The 19609-nt window shown below is 65.6% G+C and carries 18 protein-coding genes and 1 tRNA gene; 11 read left to right on the top strand and 8 right to left on the bottom strand.

The window, feature by feature from the left end:
* Positions 1-7 precede the first annotated feature (7 nt).
* Genes AC25MA_RS00520 through AC25MA_RS00545 form a run of 6 tightly spaced genes read left to right on the top strand, consistent with a single transcriptional unit; the run spans position 8 to position 7160 of the window.
* Entirely contained in the window at positions 8-1435 is a 1428-nt protein-coding gene (locus AC25MA_RS00520) for an MBOAT family O-acyltransferase (RefSeq protein WP_028692533.1), read from the top strand.
* 9 nt (positions 1436-1444) lie between these two features.
* A complete protein-coding gene (locus tag AC25MA_RS00525) occupies positions 1445-2539 on the top strand; it encodes an alginate O-acetyltransferase (protein WP_028692534.1) in 1095 nt (364 codons plus the stop codon).
* 18 nt (positions 2540-2557) lie between these two features.
* Entirely contained in the window at positions 2558-3187 is a 630-nt protein-coding gene (locus AC25MA_RS00530; protein WP_028692535.1) for an alginate O-acetyltransferase AlgF, read from the top strand.
* Between the two features lie 30 nt (positions 3188-3217).
* Positions 3218-4612 carry an alginate O-acetyltransferase AlgX-related protein gene (locus AC25MA_RS00535; RefSeq protein WP_062359422.1) on the top strand — a complete coding sequence of 465 codons (1395 nt, stop codon included), beginning with the start codon at positions 3218-3220 and terminating at the stop codon, positions 4610-4612.
* Positions 4603-5712 carry a polysaccharide lyase gene (locus AC25MA_RS00540; protein WP_486971679.1) on the top strand — a complete coding sequence of 370 codons (1110 nt, stop codon included), beginning with the start codon at positions 4603-4605 and terminating at the stop codon, positions 5710-5712. Before AC25MA_RS00535 ends, AC25MA_RS00540 begins: the two co-directional genes overlap by 10 nt.
* Before the next feature lie 14 nt (positions 5713-5726).
* Positions 5727-7160: a right-handed parallel beta-helix repeat-containing protein gene (locus tag AC25MA_RS00545; RefSeq protein ID WP_486971680.1), complete on the top strand. Its 1434-nt coding sequence runs from the start codon at positions 5727-5729 to the stop codon at positions 7158-7160.
* A 135-nt stretch (positions 7161-7295) separates the two neighbouring features.
* On the opposite strand, the gene AC25MA_RS00550 is transcribed toward AC25MA_RS00545, so the two are convergent.
* Positions 7296-7727 (bottom strand): GNAT family N-acetyltransferase, encoded by a 432-nt coding sequence (locus AC25MA_RS00550; RefSeq protein ID WP_280060427.1) that lies wholly within the window; start codon positions 7725-7727, stop codon positions 7296-7298.
* Positions 7717-8103, bottom strand: a complete 387-nt coding sequence (locus tag AC25MA_RS00555; protein ID WP_182324478.1) for a DUF488 domain-containing protein — start codon at positions 8101-8103, stop codon at positions 7717-7719. The genes AC25MA_RS00550 and AC25MA_RS00555 overlap by 11 nt, the downstream gene beginning before the upstream one ends.
* 128 nt (positions 8104-8231) lie before the next feature.
* On the opposite strand from AC25MA_RS00555, the gene AC25MA_RS00560 reads away from it, so the two are divergent.
* Complete coding sequence (locus AC25MA_RS00560) at positions 8232-9848, top strand: inorganic phosphate transporter (RefSeq protein ID WP_028692540.1); 1617 nt, start codon at positions 8232-8234, stop codon at positions 9846-9848.
* 37 nt (positions 9849-9885) lie between these two features.
* Here AC25MA_RS00560 and AC25MA_RS00565 read toward each other — a convergent pair whose 3' ends face one another.
* The 4 genes from AC25MA_RS00565 to AC25MA_RS00580 all read right to left on the bottom strand — a co-directional run bounded on the left by AC25MA_RS00565 (position 9886) and on the right by AC25MA_RS00580 (position 13183).
* Positions 9886-10581: a glutathione S-transferase N-terminal domain-containing protein gene (locus tag AC25MA_RS00565; protein WP_028692541.1), complete on the bottom strand. Its 696-nt coding sequence runs from the start codon at positions 10579-10581 to the stop codon at positions 9886-9888.
* Between the two features lie 30 nt (positions 10582-10611).
* On the bottom strand, positions 10612-11127 hold the full coding sequence (locus AC25MA_RS00570; RefSeq protein ID WP_486971681.1) for a GNAT family N-acetyltransferase: 516 nt from the start codon (positions 11125-11127) through the stop codon (positions 10612-10614).
* A gap of 66 nt (positions 11128-11193) precedes the next feature.
* Positions 11194-11691 carry a PaaI family thioesterase gene (locus tag AC25MA_RS00575; protein ID WP_280092352.1) on the bottom strand — a complete coding sequence of 166 codons (498 nt, stop codon included), beginning with the start codon at positions 11689-11691 and terminating at the stop codon, positions 11194-11196.
* Between the two features lie 106 nt (positions 11692-11797).
* Positions 11798-13183, bottom strand: a complete 1386-nt coding sequence (locus AC25MA_RS00580) for an amino acid permease (protein ID WP_028692544.1) — start codon at positions 13181-13183, stop codon at positions 11798-11800.
* A 417-nt stretch (positions 13184-13600) separates the two neighbouring features.
* On the opposite strand from AC25MA_RS00580, the gene AC25MA_RS00585 reads away from it, so the two are divergent.
* Positions 13601-14851 carry a 2-aminoadipate transaminase gene (locus tag AC25MA_RS00585; protein WP_088852444.1) on the top strand — a complete coding sequence of 417 codons (1251 nt, stop codon included), beginning with the start codon at positions 13601-13603 and terminating at the stop codon, positions 14849-14851.
* 3 nt (positions 14852-14854) lie between these two features.
* On the opposite strand, the gene AC25MA_RS00590 is transcribed toward AC25MA_RS00585, so the two are convergent.
* Positions 14855-15157: a hypothetical protein gene (locus AC25MA_RS00590; protein ID WP_062359438.1), complete on the bottom strand. Its 303-nt coding sequence runs from the start codon at positions 15155-15157 to the stop codon at positions 14855-14857.
* A 185-nt stretch (positions 15158-15342) separates the two neighbouring features.
* Here AC25MA_RS00590 and AC25MA_RS00595 point away from each other — a divergent pair, with 185 nt between their 5' ends.
* Together AC25MA_RS00595 and fusA are read left to right on the top strand one after the other, a co-directional pair.
* Positions 15343-15771, top strand: coding sequence for a hypothetical protein (locus AC25MA_RS00595; RefSeq protein ID WP_028692547.1), 429 nt, complete (start codon positions 15343-15345; stop codon positions 15769-15771).
* Between the two features lie 67 nt (positions 15772-15838).
* A complete protein-coding gene (gene fusA, locus AC25MA_RS00600; RefSeq protein WP_486971682.1) occupies positions 15839-17953 on the top strand; it encodes an elongation factor G in 2115 nt (704 codons plus the stop codon).
* A 62-nt stretch (positions 17954-18015) separates the two neighbouring features.
* On the opposite strand, the gene AC25MA_RS00605 is transcribed toward fusA, so the two are convergent.
* Positions 18016-18092, bottom strand: a tRNA-Val gene (locus AC25MA_RS00605).
* Between the two features lie 201 nt (positions 18093-18293).
* Between AC25MA_RS00605 and AC25MA_RS00610 the strand changes: the two genes are divergently transcribed.
* Entirely contained in the window at positions 18294-19577 is a 1284-nt protein-coding gene (locus AC25MA_RS00610; protein ID WP_028692549.1) for an NAD(P)/FAD-dependent oxidoreductase, read from the top strand.
* Positions 19578-19609: the final 32 nt, after the last annotated feature.

Here is a 19609-nt window from a genome sequence, read left to right on the forward strand (position 1 = left end):
GGCCAGCATGATCTTCGCCTCCAACGTCTTCCTGTTCCTCTACCTGCCGCTGTTCCTGGCCATCTACTACCTGGCCCGGCCGCAGTGGCGCTCGCTGGTGATCGTCGCCGCCAGCTACGTGTTCTACGCCTGGTGGCGCCCGGACTTTTTGCTGCTGTTCGTCGCCATCACCGCCTGGAACTACGGCTTCGGTCTGCTCATCAAGGCGCGCCTGGACGCCGGCGACAAACGCCGCGCCCTGCGCCTGCTGTGGCTTGGCGTGGTCGGCAACCTGGCCACGCTCGGCTACTTCAAGTACGCCAACTTCGGCGCCGAGGTGCTGGCCTTGCTGCTGGCGCCGCTGGGCATCAACACCTGGACCCTGGAAAACATCTTCCTGCCGCTGGGTATCTCGTTCTACGTGTTCCATGCCCTGAGCTACATCGTCGACATCTACCGCAAGGATGCCACGCCCACCCGCAGCTTCATCGACTTCGCCGCCTTCGTCGCGCTGTTCCCGCACCTGGTGGCGGGGCCGATCCTGCGCTACAGCCAGCTCGCCCCGCAGCTGCGCCAGCGCAGCCACTCGCTTGAGCTGTTCTCGCTGGGGGTGTGCCGTTTCATGCTCGGCTTCATCATGAAGGTGCTGATCGCCGACCGCCTGGCGCCGATCAACGTGCTGTTCGTCGGCGAAGGCACCCTGCAATTCAGCGATGCCTGGTTCGGCCTGGTGGTCTCGACCCTGCAGCTGTACTTCGACTTCGCCGGCTACAGCCACATGGCCCTGGGCCTGGCGCTGATGATGGGGTTCCGCTTCCCGGAAAACTTCAACCAGCCCTATGTGTCGCAGAGCATCACCGAGTTCTGGTCGCGCTGGCACATGACCCTGGCGCATTTTTTGCGCGACTACGTGTACCTGCCGCTGGTACGCAAGCGCGTGGCCGGCGCCCTGCCGGCGCTGGTATGGACCATGCTGCTGTCGGGCCTGTGGCACGGGGCCAGTTTCGCCTTCATCTGCTGGGGGCTTTTCTTCGGCATCGGCATGGTGCTGGAGCGCAGGTTCAACCTCGCGACCAAGGTCACCACGCCCTATCACCTGGGTCGCAACCTGCGCACCGCGCTGCTGATCATCCTGAGCATGCCGCTGTTCTTCACCATGGACCTGCGCCACAGCCTGCAGATCTACCAGGCGCTGCTGGGCTTCAACGGTTTCGGTTCGCTGGAGCTCTACGTGCTCGGCGCCTCGAAGATGGCCATGGCCTTCGCCCTGGTGGCGGTCGCCTGGCTGATCCTGGCCGGGATCAACAACGTGCGCTTCTACGCCGGCAACAAGGAAGGCTACTTCATGCGTCACGTCGGCGTGCTGCACAGCCTGCTGCTGTGGGGCGGCTTCCTGCTGGCGCTGAGCAGCCTGGCGGCCAGTTCGTTCTCGCCGTTCCTGTATTTCCAGTTCTAGGAGAGTGCCATGTACCCGGTGATGAATTCGGCCGGCAAGGCCAACGGTGTGGTCTTCGCCCTGGCGCTGGCGGCGATGTTCGTCTATTCGCTGCCGCCGGTGCTGAGCTTCGCCCGCGCCCAGACCGACAGCTGGAACCTGTTTGTCGATGGCAAGCTGCTGCGCAAGTTCGAACAGGTCTACGACAAGCGCCTGTTCCTGCGCGCACCTTCACAGCGGCTGTGGGCCGACGCCCAGTTCCAGCTGTTCGGCGAAGGCACCAAGGGCGTGGTGCTGGGCAAGGACGGCTGGCTCTACACCAACCAGGAATACCGCGTGCCCAACGACCTGGACGCCAGCCTGGCGAGCCAGCTGGAGCAAATCGTCAAAGTCCAGAGGCAACTGGCCGAGCACGGCAAGCACCTGGTGCTGCTGCCGCTGCCGATGAAGCTGGATATCTACGCCAGACACGCCGAGCGCGCCTTCGATCCGCGGGTGCACAGCCTCTACGACCGCTTCGTCGCCGACCTGCAGCTACGCCGGCTGGACGTGGTGCCACTGCGCGACGCCTACCTGCGCCACCTGGCCGGCCCACGGCTGTTCCTCAAGTCCGACACCCACTGGAGCCCGGACGGCGCGCGCCTGTCGGCCTATGAACTGGCCCGCCAGCGCCCGCAGCTGCTCGGCGACCAGGTGTACGTCTCGCACAAGGCCGGTGACAAGACGGTCAATGGCGACCTGATGAACTACCTGCAGTTCGACCATGCGCGCCTGGCGCCGCAGTTCGGCCCCAACCCGATCGAGCTGTACGAGACCCTCCAGGCCGAACAGGACAGCGACGCGCTGTTCGCCGAACAGTCGCAAAGCCTGCTGCTGGTGGGCACCAGCTACAGCAAGATCGACGACTGGAACTTCGTCGGGTTCCTCAAGGAGGCGCTCAACCGCGACCTGCTGTCCATCGCCGTGGAGGCCCGCGGGCCGTTCGAGGCGATGAACCAGTTCCTCGCCGGCGACCAGTTGCAGAACCCGCAGATCGACACCGTGGTCTGGGAGTTCCCCCTGCGCACCCTGTTGGCCCATCGTCCCGGTGCGCTGACCCGCAGCGCCCAGCCCGGGCATTTCTGACGTCCCTAGGAGAACCTGATGAAGCTTTCACCCCTGTTCACCGCCCTGGCGCTGGCCGCCGCCAGCCACACTGCCCTGGCCGCCGAAGGCAACGCCGACCTGTACGACGCCGTGGCCCCGGCCGATTCGGCGTTCGTGCGCGTACTCAACCTGTCCGACAGCAATGTCGAGGTGGCCCTGAGCGGCAAGCTCAACCCGCAGAAGGTCGCCCCCGGTCAGCTCAGCGGCTACCGCTTCGTGCCGGCCGGCGTGCACAGGATCGGCATCGGCGCCAAGGCCATCGAACCGAACCTGGCGGCCAACGCCGCCAGCACCGTGGTCTATGACGGCAAGCAGTTGCAGTTGATCGCCGACCAGTACGTCAACGAGCCGAAGAAGGCCCAGGTGGCCTTCTACAACCTGACGCCAGCCCAGGCCACGCTGCGCACCGCCGACGGCAAGCACGAGGTGGTCAAGGCCCTGGCCAGTGGCCAGACCGGCGCGCGCATGGTCAACGAGATCAAGATCGACTTCGCCGCCTATGTCGGCGACCAGGAAGTGGCCAGCTTCGACGAGCTGTTCCTCAAGAAGGGCCGCTCGTACAGCTATGTGCTGCTGCCAGGCAACCGCAGCCTGAGCCTGGCCAACAGCATCGACCCGACCGAGTGACGCCGTGCCGCACGCAAGGATGACTGGCCCATGAACACCCTCCTCCCCCTCGGCCTTGCGGCCACCCTGGCCCTGCTCGGCACGCAGGCAAAGGCCGCCGAGCCCGCCCGGCCCGGCTGCGAAAACCTGCAGTGCATGGTCTGCCCGGCCCTGGCCGAACCGCAGCACTATGCCGAAGGGCGCATGAAGCTGATGCGCCAGATCGTCCCCGGCAAGGAGCGCTGGCTGTTCCGCTCGATGGTCGACCTGACCAATGACTTCGGCATTCCCGCGCCCATGCGCCCGGAGTTCGCCCGGCTGATGAACGCGTTCCACCGCCAGGGCATCCAGGTGGCCATGGCGATCCAGCCGACCCGCGGCCTGATGCACCGCGACAAGCTCTACCCCGATCAACTGCACGGATTCGACTACCCGCGCGCCAGCCGCAACCTAGACAGCTACCTGGGGCAACTGCGTCAGGCCGGTGCGGTGGTGGCGCCGATGATGCAGTTGGTGCGCCAGCCACCCCAGGCTGAGTACTTCTTCCGCCGCGACCACCACTGGACGCCGAGCGGCGCCGAGGCGACGGCCAAACTGATGGCCGAAGAGATCCGCCGCCAGCCGTTCTACGACAGCCTGACCAAAAAGCGCTACAGCACCGAGCCCGGCGTGATGGTGCCCAAGGACGGCACCCTGAACCTGGCCCTGAGCTACATCTGCGGCAACAACTACGGTTTCCAGTACGTGCGCGGCTACCAGACCGTGCCGCTGACCGACAGCAGCGACGCCCTGTTCGACGAGGCGCCCGACCCCGAGGTGATCCTGGTCGGCGACAGCAACGCCGCGGCTCGCGAGGACGAGAGCAAGCAGTTCAACTTCGACGGCTACCTGAAACAGTACCTGGAGGCGGATGTCCTCAACTACGCCCTGCCCGGCGTGGGCGAGGACGGCTCGCTGCTGGAGTACCTGCTGTCCGCCGACTACAAGCCCGAGGCGCCGCCCAAGCTGATCGTCTGGGAACTGCCGGCCAACTACCGCCTGGATTCGCCGTTGATGTACCGCCAGTTGGTGCCGGCGATACACGGCGGCTGCAAGGCGTCCAGGGAAATCCTTGGCACGAAATTGCAGCGTCCGCCACTCAAGGTCGGCGAACGCATAGAGTTGCTGAGCAATGCTGGCGGCGCCCGGCAGGCCGTGTCCAAGGGCTTTCTCGATATCCGCCTGAGCGACAGGAGCGTCAAGGACTTCTACATCATCGTCTATTACGACAATGGCGCCCGCGACAAGGTGTGGTTCCGCCGCGAGGCGGCCGTAAGCGGCGGCCAGTACTACCTGGAACTGAGCAAGGCCCCCGAGTTCGCCGGCGCCAACCTGCTTTCGGTGTTCCTCGAACCGACCAAGGCCGGCACCGCCGCCACCGATGTGGAGACCCGCCTGTGCCTGTGAAACCGGCCCCTGGGGTGCTCCTGCTACTTGCAATCGCCCTGCTGCCCCTCCCCACCCACGCAGCTCAATCGATCTGGCCCGCCCGCGCCACCGCGCAATCGGCCATGATCGGCGACTACCGCACCCTCACCTGCAGCAAGGCGCCGCCACCGCCCTACACCGCCAGCCTGCACCTGCAAAGCAAGTACGACCCGCGCGACGCCAGCAAGTCCACCCTGCGCGCCAGCCCCGATGCCGACAGCGAGCGCGTCGCCCGGCAGATCAAGCAGTTCGTCGACGGCCTGATCCAGGCCGGCAAGCGCTTCCAGAACGCCAGCAAGCCGCAGCAGGCCAACATGGCCCTGGCCTGCCAGGACCAGTGGCTGGAACACTGGGCGCAAGCGGGCGCCCTGCTCGACCCGGACGCCAGCAACACCGGCATGGCCGCGCGCAAGTGGGCCCTGGCGGCCATGGCCGGCGCGGTGCTGCTGACCCAGGCGGCAGCCGACGGCAAGGCGCCGCTCAGCCCCGCGCAACGACGCTGGTTCAACCAGCTCGGCGAGCAGGTGATCCGCGAATACGACCCGCGCCGCCAGTCCACCACGGTCTACTTCAACAACCACGACTACTGGGCCGCCTGGGCGGTGGCCGCCGCCGGCATGCTGGTGGACCGCGACGACTTCATCCGCTGGGCCGACGGCAACCTGCGCCGGGGCCTGGCCCAGGCCGTGCGCAGTGGCGACCAGGCCTACCTGCCGCTGGAAGTGGCGCGCAGCAAGCTGGCCGCCAACTACAGCCAGTACGCCCTGGTGCCGCTGGTGCTTCTTGGCGAGTCGGCCCGGGCCAACGGCCTGGCCTGGAGCGAGGACGACCAACGCACCCTCGACCAGCTGGCCACCTTCGCCGCCCGCAGCGTGCTCGCCCCGGACTCCCTGCCCCAGCTCAAGGGCCAGCGCCAGGCCGACGTCGCGCCCTACAAGCTGGCCTGGCTGATCCCGTTCCTGGCCCGTCGACCCGAGCATGCCCTCGCCCGCCAGCTCTACGACAGCGAGGACGGCGAAGTGGACAACTACAGCCAGATCGGCGGCCCGCTCAAGCCGGCCTACCCCAACCTGCCTTGATCAAGGACGCTCCCATGGCACCGTTCAGCCGCTTTTATTTCACCTGCCTGGCCGCCCTGCTGCTGGCGACCACCGCGCGGGCCGCGCCGGTGATGGACACATTGCCCCAGGCGCAGCACCAGCAGCAGCTGGAGCAACTGCGCCACCAGACCCGTCAGGCGGTGACCTTCGAGCAGGCGCGCCGCCCGCCACCTGCGGGCCGCGCCAGCGTCAGCCTGCAGCCGATGTTCTCGTCCCAGGCCGGCAGCTGGCCGTTCGAGCCGTTCGTCAACAACGGCCTGTTCCGCGCCATCGCCGGCTACCAGGCGCATCACCCCCAGGCCGTGGTGCTGCGCGGTGGCAGCATCACCTTGGCGCAGCTGCACGATGCGCTGCACGACCCACGGGTGCTCAAGCGCTACAAGGACGGCTACCTGCTGAGCTACCCGTTGATGATCGGCGCCGATGCGGGGCTGCGGCTGGAGGGCACGCGCCTCTACCTGTACAGCTTCTCCGGTACCGCACTGATCAACCAGGGCTGGCTGGGGCTGAACCAATCGACGCTGGAAAGCGTCGCCGGCGACAAGCCCGGCAACACCGACCGTGCCTGGCGGCCCTTCGTGGTGGCCTGGGCGGGCAGCCATACCGAGGTGATCGGCTCGACGCTCAAGCGCCTGGGCTACAACGCCAACCTGTCCCGCGGCCTGAGCACCGCGCTCAGCACCCAGCAGGCGGCCAGTACGCGTCCCGCCACGCTGCTGGTGGAAGCCAGCCATTTCAGCGAGCTGTCCAGCGCGGTGGAGCTGCAGCACAGCCAGGCGACCATCATCGACAGCCGTTTCGAAGGCTCGCAGCAGTATGCCATCGACACCCGCGACAGCCAGCTGAGCCTGCGTGGCAACCAGCTGCGCGGCGTCGACAACAACAGCGGCGTGCGCCTGCGTGGCCAGACCCGGGCATTGATCGAAAACAACCTGATCCTCGGCGCCGCCAAGGCCGCCATCGAGATCAGCGACCAGCACGGCACCGTGCTGCTGGCCGGCAATCGCATCGGCGACAGCCGTGGCCATGGCATCCAGCTGCGCAACCTCGCGCCGACGGCCGAAGCCCCGTTGCTGATCGACGACAACCTGCTGGCCAGCAGCCAGGGCAGCGCGGTGGATGCCAGCGAGGTCACGGGCCTGACGCTGGTGGGTAACCGGATCGGCAATACGCCGGAGTACGCCATCAGCTTGCGCAACGCCACGCCGCAGCCCGGGCCGCTGGTGATCAGCGGCAATCGCCTGGGGCAGGTGGGCAAGGCCGTGGTGCGGGTCGAGGGGGTGCGCGAGGTCGAGTTGGGGGGCAATCGCTTCGATGGCAAGGCACTGCTGCAGAACCTGCTGGCCGGCGACCTGCTGGCGTTGCAGGGGCCGGTGCTGGAGGCAATGCTGGTACAGGAACAGATGGTCAGGGTGCGCCAGGACTGAAAAATACACGGCCCCTGAGCGGCCTTGTGTCGCGAAAGGGGCGCGGAGCGACCCCAGGATTTCAGCGTAAAAGCAAAGATCGCCGGGGGCCGCGTTGCGGCCCTTTCGCGACGCAAGGCCGCTCACAGGATCGTGTCAGGGCACCGGACGCTGCATCCGCACGAAACACTCGTCCATCCCGACCTCGACGAACCCTCGGCGCTGATACAGGCGCCGCGCCGGGTTGCTGCTGAACACCATCAGCCGCAGCCACGGCAACCGGCGCTGTAGAGTCCAGCCAGCCAACTGCTCCAGCACCCAGCCGCCCACGCCCCGGCCACGATGCTCGGGCAGCAGATGCAGCTCGCGGATATACAGCGCCTGGCGGTCCTGGCTGAGGCTGCAAAAGCCCAGCACCCGATCGTCCTCGACCACCAGCCACTGTTCGCGCCAGCCCCAGGCTTCATCGAAGGCTTGCTCGATCCACAACAGGTCGAATTCGCGGTAATACGGCAGCATGGCGCGGCGCGTGAGGTCACGGGCAAACGTGAGGTGTTCGTCGGTCGCAGGGATCAGTTCAAGGGGCATAACACACCGGCGAACTGGCCGGCCCACGGCGCTCCAGTTCGTCCTCAAGCCACCGGGCCAGCACCTGGGCGTTGTTGTGCTCGGAGTCCTTGCCGGCGTACAGCAAGGTCAGGTCGCCTTTGCCGGCCAGGTCCAGCAGCGGATACCAGTGCTCGGGGTGGGCGGCCAACTCCTGCTGGTAGCGCTGGGTGAAACCGGCAAAGTCGAACTCGCCGGCGTGAAACGCCTTGCGCAGTGCGTCGGACGGCGCCACTTCACGCAGCCACTGCCCGTGCAGGTCCTCCTTGCGTTTGTTGCGCGGCCAAAGACGATCGACCAGCACGCGTTGGCCATCCCCGCCCTCGAGCGCCTCGTAGACGCGTTTACAGCGAATCATGCAGCACTCCTGCGACATCGTTCCCCAGACAGCCTAGGGCCTTCATTGATCGAGGTCACGCCCTGGTAACGAATTGTTTCTATGCTGAAGACCTTCGGCACCACCGCCCGACGCCAACCGGAGCCCTCATGGCAACCCCGTCCCTGGCCAGCCAGTCCGACCTGACCCTGCCCAGCCCGCGCCCTCACCTTGCCCACAAACCCGGACGCGCCACCCTCACCCTGTTCTTCGGCCTGCTGCTGGCCGGCCTGGCCTACACCTTCTGGAGCCTGAAGCAGGATGTCAGCGCCAGCGGCACCGTGGTCACCACCGTCACCCCCTTCCTGCTGCTGGGCCTGGCCCTGCTGATCGCCCTGGGCTTCGAGTTCGTCAACGGCTTCCACGACACCGCCAATGCCGTGGCCACGGTGATCTACACCCATTCGCTGCCGGCGCCGGTGGCGGTGGTCTGGTCGGGGTTGTGCAATTTCCTCGGCGTGCTGCTCTCCAGCGGCGCGGTGGCCTTCGGCATCATCGCCCTGCTGCCGGTGGAGCTGATCCTGCAGGTCGGCTCGTCGACCGGCTTCGCCATGGTCTTCGCCCTGCTGCTGGCGGCGATCATCTGGAACCTCGGCACCTGGTGGCTGGGCCTGCCAGCGTCGTCCTCGCACACCCTGATCGGCTCGATCATCGGCGTGGGCGTGGCCAACGCGCTGATGCACGGGCGCGACGGCACCAGCGGCGTGGACTGGACCCAGGCCAGCAAGGTCGGCTACGCCCTGCTGTTCTCGCCGCTGATCGGCTTCGCCTGCGCCGCCCTGCTGCTGCTCGCCCTGCGCGCGCTGGTCAAGCGCCGCGAACTGTACCAGGCGCCAGAAGGCCAGACGCCGCCGCCCTGGTGGATCCGCGGCGTGCTGATCCTCACCTGCACTGGCGTGTCGTTCGCCCACGGCTCCAACGATGGCCAGAAAGGCATGGGCCTGATCATGCTGATCCTGGTCGGCACCCTGCCGATGGCCTATGCGCTGAACAAGACCATGCCCAACGAGCAGGCCCTGCAGTTCTCGGCGGTCGCCGAGGTCACCCGCCAGGCCTTGGTGCGCGCAGTACCGTCCCCTGCCCCGGCCGATCCACGCCAGGTCCTGACCACGTTCATCGGCGAGCCCAAGGCCAGTGCCGAGCTGATCCCGGCGCTGGCCGCGCTGACCGGCATGATTGGCGAGGAAGTCAAAGGCTACGGCTCGCTCAAGCGCGTGCCGGCCGAGGCCATGGCCAACGTGCGCAACGACATGTACCTGACCAGCGAGGCCATCCGCCTGATCGACAAGCACCAACTGGCCCGCTACGACGCCGATACCCGCCGCCATGTGCAACTGTTCAAGCGCCAATTGGACGACGCAACCCGCTATATCCCGCTGTGGGTCAAGGTGGCGGTGGCCATCGCCCTGGGCCTGGGCACCATGGTCGGCTGGCGGCGCATCGTGGTGACGGTGGGCGAGAAGATCGGCAAGACCCACCTGAGCTATGCCCAGGGCGCTTCGGCCGAGGTGGTGGCGATGTGTACCATCGGCGCCGCGGACCTGTTCGGCCTGCCGGTGTCGACCACTCACGTGCTGAGTTCAGGCGTGGCCGGGAGCATGGTGGCCAATGGCTCGGGGATTCAACGCAAGACGCTGGTCAACCTGCTGATGGCCTGGGTATTGACGTTGCCGGCTGCAATGTTGCTGGCGGGTTGCTTGTACTGGTTGCTGAACCAGATCCTCTGAGGACTCGCGACGGGGGCGCCTTGCGCCCCCAGCAAGGTTATTCCGGGATCTTCAGGCCACGCTGTACAGCCGGGCGTTCAAGGAACTTCGCCAACACCCGCTGTACTTCCGTGAAATCATCGAACCCCACCAGCTCGCGCGCGTTGTAGCGCTCCACCAGGTTGCGCACCCAGGGGAAGATGGCGATATCGGCGATGCTGTACGCATCGACCATCCACTCCCGCCCCTGCAGGTGCCGGTCGAGCACGCCCAGCAGGCGCTTGGACTCATTGACGTAGCGATCCCGGGGCCGCTTGTCCTCGTACGCCTTGCCGGCGAAGAAGTGAAAGAATCCCACCTGGCCGAACATCGGCCCGATGCCGCCCATCTGGAACATCAGCCACTGCAAGGTCTGGTAGCGCTGGGCAGGGTCCTGGCTGAGCAACTGCCCGCTCTTCTCGGCCAGGTACTGCAGGATCGCCCCGGACTCGAACAACGGCAGCGGCTGGCCACCAGGGCCATCGGGGTCGAGGATTGCCGGAATCTTGTTGTTGGCGCTCAGGGAGATGAACTCGGGGCTCAGCTGGTCGTCGTTGTCGAAACTGATCTTGTGCACCTCGTAAGGCAGGCCGATCTCTTCGAGCATGATCGAGACCTTGACGCCGTTGGGCGTGGCCAGCGAATACAGCTGCAGGCGCTCGGGATGCCGGGCCGGCCATTTGCGGGTGATGGGGAATACGGAAAGATCGGTCATGTTCGCGCCCTGAAGGTTGAGGGACTCAATTTAAAGACTGTCGGGCGTCCTGACCATCACCCAGTCTCGGTGTCGCTCGTCACCGCAGGGAAAGATCGCCTCGCCCACCTTGCGAAAGCCATTGCGCCCGTAGAACCGGATGGCCCTGGCGTTGAGTTCATTGACGGTCAGGCGGACCGGGCCACGGGTGTGGGTCAGGGTAGCCTCGAGCAGTGACTGCGCGGCACCCGTGCCGTGGGCGGCGGGCAGCACATAGCAACGGGAAATCTCCACCAGATGATCGGCCGCGGCGATCCCCAGCTCACCGGGCGCCAGGTCGAGCATGCTGTAGCCCAGCACCTGGCCGCCCTCCTCGACCACCAGCAGGCGCTTGTGCGGGTGGCGCAGGTGCGCCTGGAAATGCTCGGGCTGCAGGTTGTGGGCGATGTAGTGCTGCTGCGCCGCCGGAGCGCTGTCGGGCGGGCTGGCCAGGGCGAAGGTGGCCTGGCCGATGTGGCTCAGGGCTGTACAGTCATTGCTGCGGGCCTGGCGGATCTGGTAGGGCATGGCAACATCCTGTCGGGCATCCGGATCACCCTCGACAATGCCAGCCCCTCCCAACCGGCGCAAGGTTCAGGCGTCGCCGTGGGCCTGCCGCTTGAGCTTCTCGGTATCGACCCGTACGAACACTGAATCGGCGGTAACGGTCAGCACATCCCCAGCCCAGACCTCGCAGATCACTCGGCTCTTGCGCCCCACCTCACCCTCGACCCGTGCCTTGAGCAGCAGCTCGACGCCCATCGGGGTGGGTTTGAGGTAGGTCAGGCTCAGTTGGCCGGTAACGCAGTCGATACGCGGCAGGCTGCCGGGCTCGCGGCCATCGGCGCGGTAGTGGTGGGCCATGGCGGTCCAGTTGGAATGGCAATCGACCAGCATGGCCAGCAGGCCGCCGTAGACCAGGCCGGGCCAGCCGATGAAGGTCGGGTCGGGGGAATGACGGCACAGCAGGTGGACGCCGTCGTCATCCCAGTGACTCTGCACATGCAGGCCGCTGGGGTGGGAGCACCCGCAACCGTAGCATGTGCCATCAGGGGCGGCGAGTTGTTGCAGGGAGGGGGCTTGTTCGGTCATACGCGTCCTTGGCTTGTTGGTATTGGGAAGGAGGCTGACTGCCGATGGTAGCCCCATGCTTCCCGGCCGCCAAATGGAGGGGGCCGCCATATGCCCCCTGAGCGTATCAGGCCGCCTGCCACGCCGAGCCCCGCTTGCGCCGCTGGGTCAGCGAAACCAGCAGGATGAACAGGGTCACCCCCGCGGTCATCAGTGTTTCATAGCGGTAGGCATCGCTGAACAGCATGTAGCCCAGCACCATGACGATGGTGCCGATCACCAGCCAGGTCAGCCACGGGAACAGCCACATCTTCAGCTCCGGCGTGCGCCCCTCGCGCTCGGCACGGGCCCGCATGCGCAGTTGCGACACGGCGATCACCAGGTACACCAGCAAGGCGATGGCGCCGGTGGTAGATAGCAGGAACCCGAACACCTTGCCGGGAAACACGTAGTTGACCAGGCAGCCGGCAAAGCCCGCCAGGGTCGAGAGAACGACCGCCACGGTGGGCACGCCCGCGCCGGAGATCCGCCTGGTCATAAGCAGTGCCTGGCCACGGGCCCCCAGCGAGTAGAGCATGCGCGAGGCGGTGTACAGCCCTGAGTTCATGCAACTGGTGACCGCCACCAGCACGACGATGTCGACCAGCAGCTTGGCGCCGGGCACGTTGAGCACTTCCAGCACCCGCTGGAACGAGCCCACCGCCTTGAGCCCCGGATCGTTCCAGGCCACCAGCGACACCACCAGGAAGATCGACGCCAGGTAGAAAATGGCGATGCGGTACACCACCAGGTTGGTGGCGCGGCGGATCTTGTCCTTGGGGTTGGCTGTCTCGTCGGCGGCGATGGTGACGATCTCGGCGCCGAAGAACGAGAAGATGGTGATCAGCACGCCGCCGAGCACGGTGCCGAAGCCATTGGGCATGAAGCCGCCGGCGTCCCACAGGCGACTGACGCCGGAGACGTCGGCCAGTGGCCAGACGCCGAACACCGCCAGGCTGCAGACCACGATGAAGGCAATGATGGCCAGTACCTTGACCAGGGCGAACCAGTACTCGAACGCGCCGAAGTTCTTCACGCTGACCAGGTTGGTGCCCGACAGCACGATCATGATCAGGAAGGCGAACAGCCAGGACGGCACCTGCGGGAAGTAGGCATGGAGGATATCCGCGCCAGCGATGGCCTCGACCGGGATGATCAGCACCCAGAACCACCAGTACAGCCAGCCGATGGTGAAGCCGGCCCAGGGGCCGATGGCTTCGCTGGCGTAGGTGGAGAACGAGCCGCTGTTGGGGTTGGCGATGGCCATTTCACCGAGCATGCGCATCACCAGCAGCACCAGCAGGCCGGTCATGGCGTAGGAGATGAGAATAGCCGGGCCGGCGGTGGCGATGGCGTTGGACGAGCCAATGAAAAGGCCGGCGCCGATGATGCCGGCAATAGAGATCATCGATACCTGACGTGAAGTCAGGCCATGCTGCAAGGACCGCTGTTTTTTGTTGTCTGGCGATGCCATGGAGAACCCTCGAGTGGGTCGGCCGCAACGAAGGCGGCTGAAAGTGGCGGCAGCGTTCCTGTGGGGGCGGGCATGCCGGCAAGGGCATCGGCACGCGTCTCCCACACGTCTCGGACTTGTTGCGGGAATTGGCTACCGGCGTATTTTTGTATTGATGGACCTGTCGGTTGCCAGGGTCCAGCCAGGCCAGTATTCATCTCCAGGCAGGTCACAACAAACGACCTTTTCGCAAAACATCATTCCAAATAGGAATCAATACGCTTCACATCCTGCTCAGAATCTTCTTTCATGAAGCTTGCAGAGAGAGCCTTCAGACATCAGGAATTAAACGAATGAGAGCAATCGAATAATTCGTTTGCGCCACCGATTCCCGACGCGCTTGGATACGACCTGACTCGAACAACAGGCCGCGTGCAGATGAATCAGGAAAATATCAGCCAGTCCATCGCCATCGTTCACCCGATCACCCTTTCCCATGGACGCAACGCCGAAGTCTGGGACACCGCCGGCAAACGCTACATCGACTTCGTCGGCGGCATCGGCGTGCTCAACCTGGGCCACTGTAACCCGGCGGTGGTCGAGGCGATCCAGCAGCAGGCCGCGCGCCTGACCCACTATGCCTTCAACGCCGCGCCCCACGGTCCGTACCTGGAACTGATGGAGCGCCTGTGCCAGTTCGTCCCGGTCAGCTATCCGCTGACGGGCATGCTGACCAACAGCGGCGCGGAAGCGGCGGAAAACGCCCTCAAGGTCGCCCGCGGCGCCACCGGCAAACGGGCCATCGTCGCCTTCGACGGCGGTTTCCACGGCCGTACCCTGGCCACCCTCAACCTCAACGGCAAGGTCGCCCCGTACAAGCAGCGCGTGGGCGAACTGCCCGGCCCGGTCTATCACCTGCCCTACCCCAGTCCGGACACCGGGGTGAGCTGCGAGCAGGCGCTCCAGGCTATGGAGCGCCTGTTCAGCGTGGAGCTGGCGGTGGAGGACGTGGCCGCGTTCATCTTCGAGCCGGTGCAGGGCGAAGGCGGTTTCCTCGCCCTCGACCCCGCCTTCGCCCAGGCCCTGCGCCGCTTCTGCGACGAGCATGGGATCCTGATCATTATCGATGAGATTCAGTCCGGCTTCGGTCGCACCGGCCAGCGCTTCGCCTTCCCACGGCTGGGTATCGAACCGGACCTTCTGCTGCTGGCCAAGAGCATCGCCGGCGGCATGCCGCTGGGCGCAGTGGTCGGGCGACAGGCGATCATGGGCGCGCTGCCCAAGGGCGGGCTGGGCGGCACCTACTCGGGCAACCCGATCGCCTGCGCGGCGGCGCTGGCGAGCCTGGCGCAGATGACCGACGCGAATATCGCCACCTGGGGCGAACGGCAGGAACAGGCCATCGTGGCGCGTCACGCGCGCTGGAAAGCGTCGGGAAGGTGCGCCGCGCTCGGTCGCCTGACCGGTACAGGGGCCATGCGCGGGCTGGAGATGGTCAACCCGGACGGCAGCCCGGCGCCGACGCAACTGGCCAAGGTGCTCGAGGCGGCGCGTGGCAAAGGCCTGCTGCTGATGCCCAGCGGCAAGGCGCGGCATATCATCCGCCTGCTGGCACCGCTGACCATCGAGCCCGAGGTGCTCGAGGAAGGGCTGAATATCCTCGAGCAGTGCCTCATGGAGCTGGGCTGAGGGTTACAGGCCCAGCTCTTCAGGGGTGGGCATGTCGCATTCGAAGGCGATCCAGCCGCCTTCGAGCTCGGCGTGGCCGTTGACGATCGGGCCGTAGTAACTCAGGCCGTTCTCCAAGGTGACGCAGATGTGCGTGGCGCCTTTTTCCGGTGCCCCGAGGGTACCGACGAAATGCACTTTCTTCAGCACCTCGGTCACCGCCTCAAGGCCCACGCGCATGTTGGTGTTCTCCGAGGCCTCGGTATCGCCCCCACGGTCTTCGGCGCTGATGGTCACGGTGGCGGTGTACGGGTACTTGGTACTCAAGCGGGGTTACCTCAACAGGTGTATTAGGCGTATGGGCGCGTAGAGTACGGCAGGCGTTCCCGGTTGTCTCTACCGACCTCATCGCGGGGCAAGCCCGCTCCCACGCTGGCCATCGAGCATGGCCTCCCCTGCCCCGATCTGTTAGGGTGCCCGCCGATGCACGCCATACCACGCGAGGATACCGAGTGAGCGCCGAACAACCCCTGATCGCCGACCTGTTCGAGGTCGACAAACGCCTGACCCTCAAGCCCGTCGTGGACTTCAACGCCTACCTGCGCAACGCTTTCGGCGACGGCCCCTGCCGCTGCCACCGCTGCGTCGAGGGCAGTGGCGACGAAAGCGGCTACGAACACCGTCACAGCTTCGAGCTGGAAGGCCGCACCCTGCACAGGCGCTTCGCCAGCACCGCCGGCAGCGACGTGCTGATGGTGCTGAAAAAAGCCTGGTTGTCGTACACCAAGGCCGAGCTGATCACCGTCGGCGTGCTAGACATGACCACCCTCAAGTCATTCACCGAAGCCGCCCTGCACGAACGCCTGCTGGCCCTGCTGCCGGCCAGCGGCCTGGCCCGCGAAAGCGAAGGCCAGTGGCAGTTGCAGGTGCTCGCCGACTGACGGTCGCCCCGGCAGGATTCTCCCGCTCTGCTACCTTGGGAGAATCCTCACCCACAGGTGACCGACCATGGCCCGCACGACCCCCATCGAGCTGTACCGCAACATCGGTATCGTTGCCCACGTGGATGCCGGCAAGACCACCACCACCGAGCGGATCCTGTTCTACACCGGGGTCAACCACAAGATGGGCGAGGTGCACGACGGCGCCGCGACCATGGACTGGATGGCCCAGGAGCAGGAGCGCGGCATCACCATCACCTCGGCGGCCACCACGGCCTTCTGGCAAGGCTCGACCAAGCAGTTCGAGCACAAGTACCGCTTCAACATCATCGACACCCCCGGCCACGTCGACTTCACCATCGAGGTCGAGCGCTCGCTGCGCGTGCTCGATGGCGCGGTGGTGGTGTTCAGCGGCGCCGACGGCGTCGAGCCGCAATCCGAGACCGTATGGCGCCAGGCCAACAAGTACCATGTGCCGCGCCTGGCCTACATCAACAAGATGGACCGCCAGGGCGCGGATTTTCTGCGGGTGGTGAAGCAGATTGACCAGCGCCTGGGCCACCATCCGGTGCCGATCCAGCTGGCCATCGGCAGCGAGGAAAACTTCATCGGCCAGATCGACCTGGTGAAGATGAAGGCCATCTACTGGAACGACGCCGACCAGGGCACCAGCTACCGCGAAGAAGCCATTCCCGCCGAACTGCAGGATCTGGCCGACGAATGGCGTGCCCATATGATCGAGGCTGCGGCCGATGCCAACGAAGAGCTGACCCTGAAATTCCTCGAAGGCGAAGAATTCACCACCGAGGAAATCAAGGCCGCCCTGCGCCAGCGCACCATCGCCAACGAGATCGTGCCGACCATCCTCGGCTCATCGTTCAAGAACAAGGGCGTGCCGCTGATGCTCGACGCCGTGATCGACTACCTGCCCGCCCCCAGCGAGATCCCGGCGATCAAGGGCACCGACCCGGACGACGAGGAAAAACACCTGGAGCGCCACGCCGACGACAACGAGCCGTTCTCGGCCCTGGCCTTCAAGATCGCCACCGACCCGTTCGTCGGCACCCTGACCTTCGCCCGGGTGTATTCCGGCGTGCTCAGCTCCGGCAACGCCGTGCTCAACTCGGTCAAGGGCAAGAAGGAACGCATCGGCCGCATGGTGCAGATGCACGCCAACCAGCGCGCCGAGATCAAGGACGTGTGCGCCGGCGACATCGCCGCGCTGATCGGCATGAAGGACGTCACCACCGGCGACACCCTCTGCGACATGGACAAGCCGATCATCCTCGAACGCATGGACTTCCCCGACCCGGTGATCTCTGTGGCGGTGGAGCCCAAGACCAAGGGCGACCAGGAGAAGATGGGCATCGCCCTGGGCAAGCTGGCCCAGGAGGACCCGTCGTTCCGGGTCAAGACCGACGAGGAGACCGGCCAGACCATCATCTCCGGCATGGGCGAGCTGCACCTGGACATCATCGTCGATCGCATGCACCGCGAGTTCAACGTCGAGGCCAACATCGGCAAGCCGCAGGTGGCCTACCGCGAGAAGATCCGCAACACCTGCGAGATCGAAGGCCGCTTCGTCCGCCAGTCCGGCGGGCGTGGCCAGTATGGGCATTGCTGGATCCGCTTCGCCCCGGGCGACGAAGGCAAGGAAGGCCTGGAGTTCATCAACGAAGTCGTCGGCGGCGTGGTGCCACGCGAGTACATCCCGGCGATCCAGAAAGGCATCGAGGAGCAGATGAAGAACGGCGTACTTGCCGGCTATCCGCTGATCAACCTCAAGGCGGCGGTGTATGACGGCTCGTACCACGACGTCGACTCCAACGAGATGGCCTACAAGATCGCCGCGTCCATGGCCACCAAGCAGTTGTCGCAGAAAGGCGGCGCGGTGCTGCTGGAGCCGGTGATGAAGGTCGAGGTGGTGACCCCCGAGGAGTACCAGGGCGACATCCTCGGCGACCTGAGCCGGCGCCGGGGGATGATCCAGGATGGCGACGAGACCCCGGCCGGCAAGGTGATCCGTGCCGAGGTACCGCTGGGCGAGATGTTCGGCTACGCCACCTCGATGCGCTCGATGACCCAGGGGCGGGCCAGTTTCTCGATGGAGTTCACCCGCTATGCCGAGGCGCCGGCGAGCATTGCCGATGCCATCGTGAAGAAGAATCGCGGGGAAGCCTGAAACTTCGCGGTGGAGCCTAACGAAAAAAGGGGCGATCCTTGCGGATCGCCCCTTTTTTGATTTGGTAGGCACAATTGGACTCGAACCAACGACCCCCACCATGTCAAGGTGGTGCTCTAACCAACTGAGCTATGTGCCTGTCGTGTGGGGCGCATTCTACGCGATCCAAATGCACTGTCAACCATTTTTTTCACGCTAAGCTACTGAATCTTAAAATATTTATAGAAGGCCAGGGTTCAGCGTCAGGTAAAGGATTTTCACCGGACGACTAGCGGGTGTTTATTATTATTGATAGCATCGGTACATTCGTTAAAAATATAAAACACGAGGTTCCTCGAGCATGGCCAACACCCCCTACCCCCAGTCCTACTACGCCGCCTCGGCCAACCCGGTGCCGCCACGTCCGGCGCTGCAGGGTGAGGTGGAAACCGATGTGTGCATCATCGGTGCCGGCTACACCGGCCTGTCCAGCGCCCTGTTCCTGCTGGAGAACGGCTTCAAGGTGAGCATCGTCGAGGCCGCCAAGGTCGGCTTCGGCGCTTCGGGCCGCAACGGCGGCCAGATCGTCAACAGCTACAGCCGCGACATTGACGTCATCGAACGTACCGTCGGCCCCAAGCAGGCACAACTGCTGGGCCAGATGGCCTTCGAGGGCGGGCGCATCATCCGTGAACGCGTGGCCAAGTACAACATCCAGTGCGACCTGAAGGACGGCGGCGTATTCGCCGCGCTGACCAGCAAGCAGATGGGCCACCTGGAATCGCAGAAGCGCCTGTGGGAACGCTTCGGCCACACCCAGCTGGAGCTGATGGACCAGAAGCGCATCCGTGAAGTGGTGGCCTGCGACAACTATGTGGGCGGCATGCTCGACATGAGCGGCGGCCATATCCATCCGCTGAACCTGGCCCTGGGCGAAGCTGCCGCGGTCGAGTCCCTGGGCGGCATCATCTACGAGCAGACCCCGGCCGTGCGCATCGAGCGTGGCGCCAACCCCGTCGTGCACACCCCGCAGGGCAAGGTCCGCGCCAAGTTCATCATCGTCGCCGGCAACGCCTACCTGGGCAACCTGGTGCCGGAACTGGCGGCCAAGTCGATGCCGTGCGGCACCCAGGTCATCACCACCGAGCCGCTGGGCGACGAACTGGCGCGCACCCTGCTGCCGCAGGACTACTGCGTCGAGGACTGCAACTACCTGCTCGACTACTACCGTTTGACCAGCGACAAGCGCCTGATCTTCGGTGGCGGCGTGGTGTACGGCGCGCGCGACCCGGCGAACATCGAGGCGATCATCCGTCCGAAGATGCTCAAGGCCTTCCCGCAGCTCAAAAACGTCAAGATCGACTACGCCTGGACCGGCAACTTCCTGCTAACCCTGTCGCGCCTGCCGCAGGTAGGCCGTATCGGCGACAACATCTACTACTCCCAGGGCTGCTCGGGCCACGGCGTGACCTACACCCACCTGGCGGGCAAGGTGCTGGCCGAGGCCCTGCGCGGCCAGGCCGAGCGCTTCGACGCCTTCGCCGGCCTGCCGCACTACCCGTTCCCGGGTGGCCAGATGCTGCGTGTGCCGTTCAGCGCCATCGGCGCCTGGTACTACAGCCTGCGCGACCGCCTGGGCTTCTGATCCAGCGCCATCCGGAAAGCCCGCTCCCCTGA

The sequence above is a fragment of the Pseudomonas sp. P65(2024) genome, from assembly GCF_057480955.1.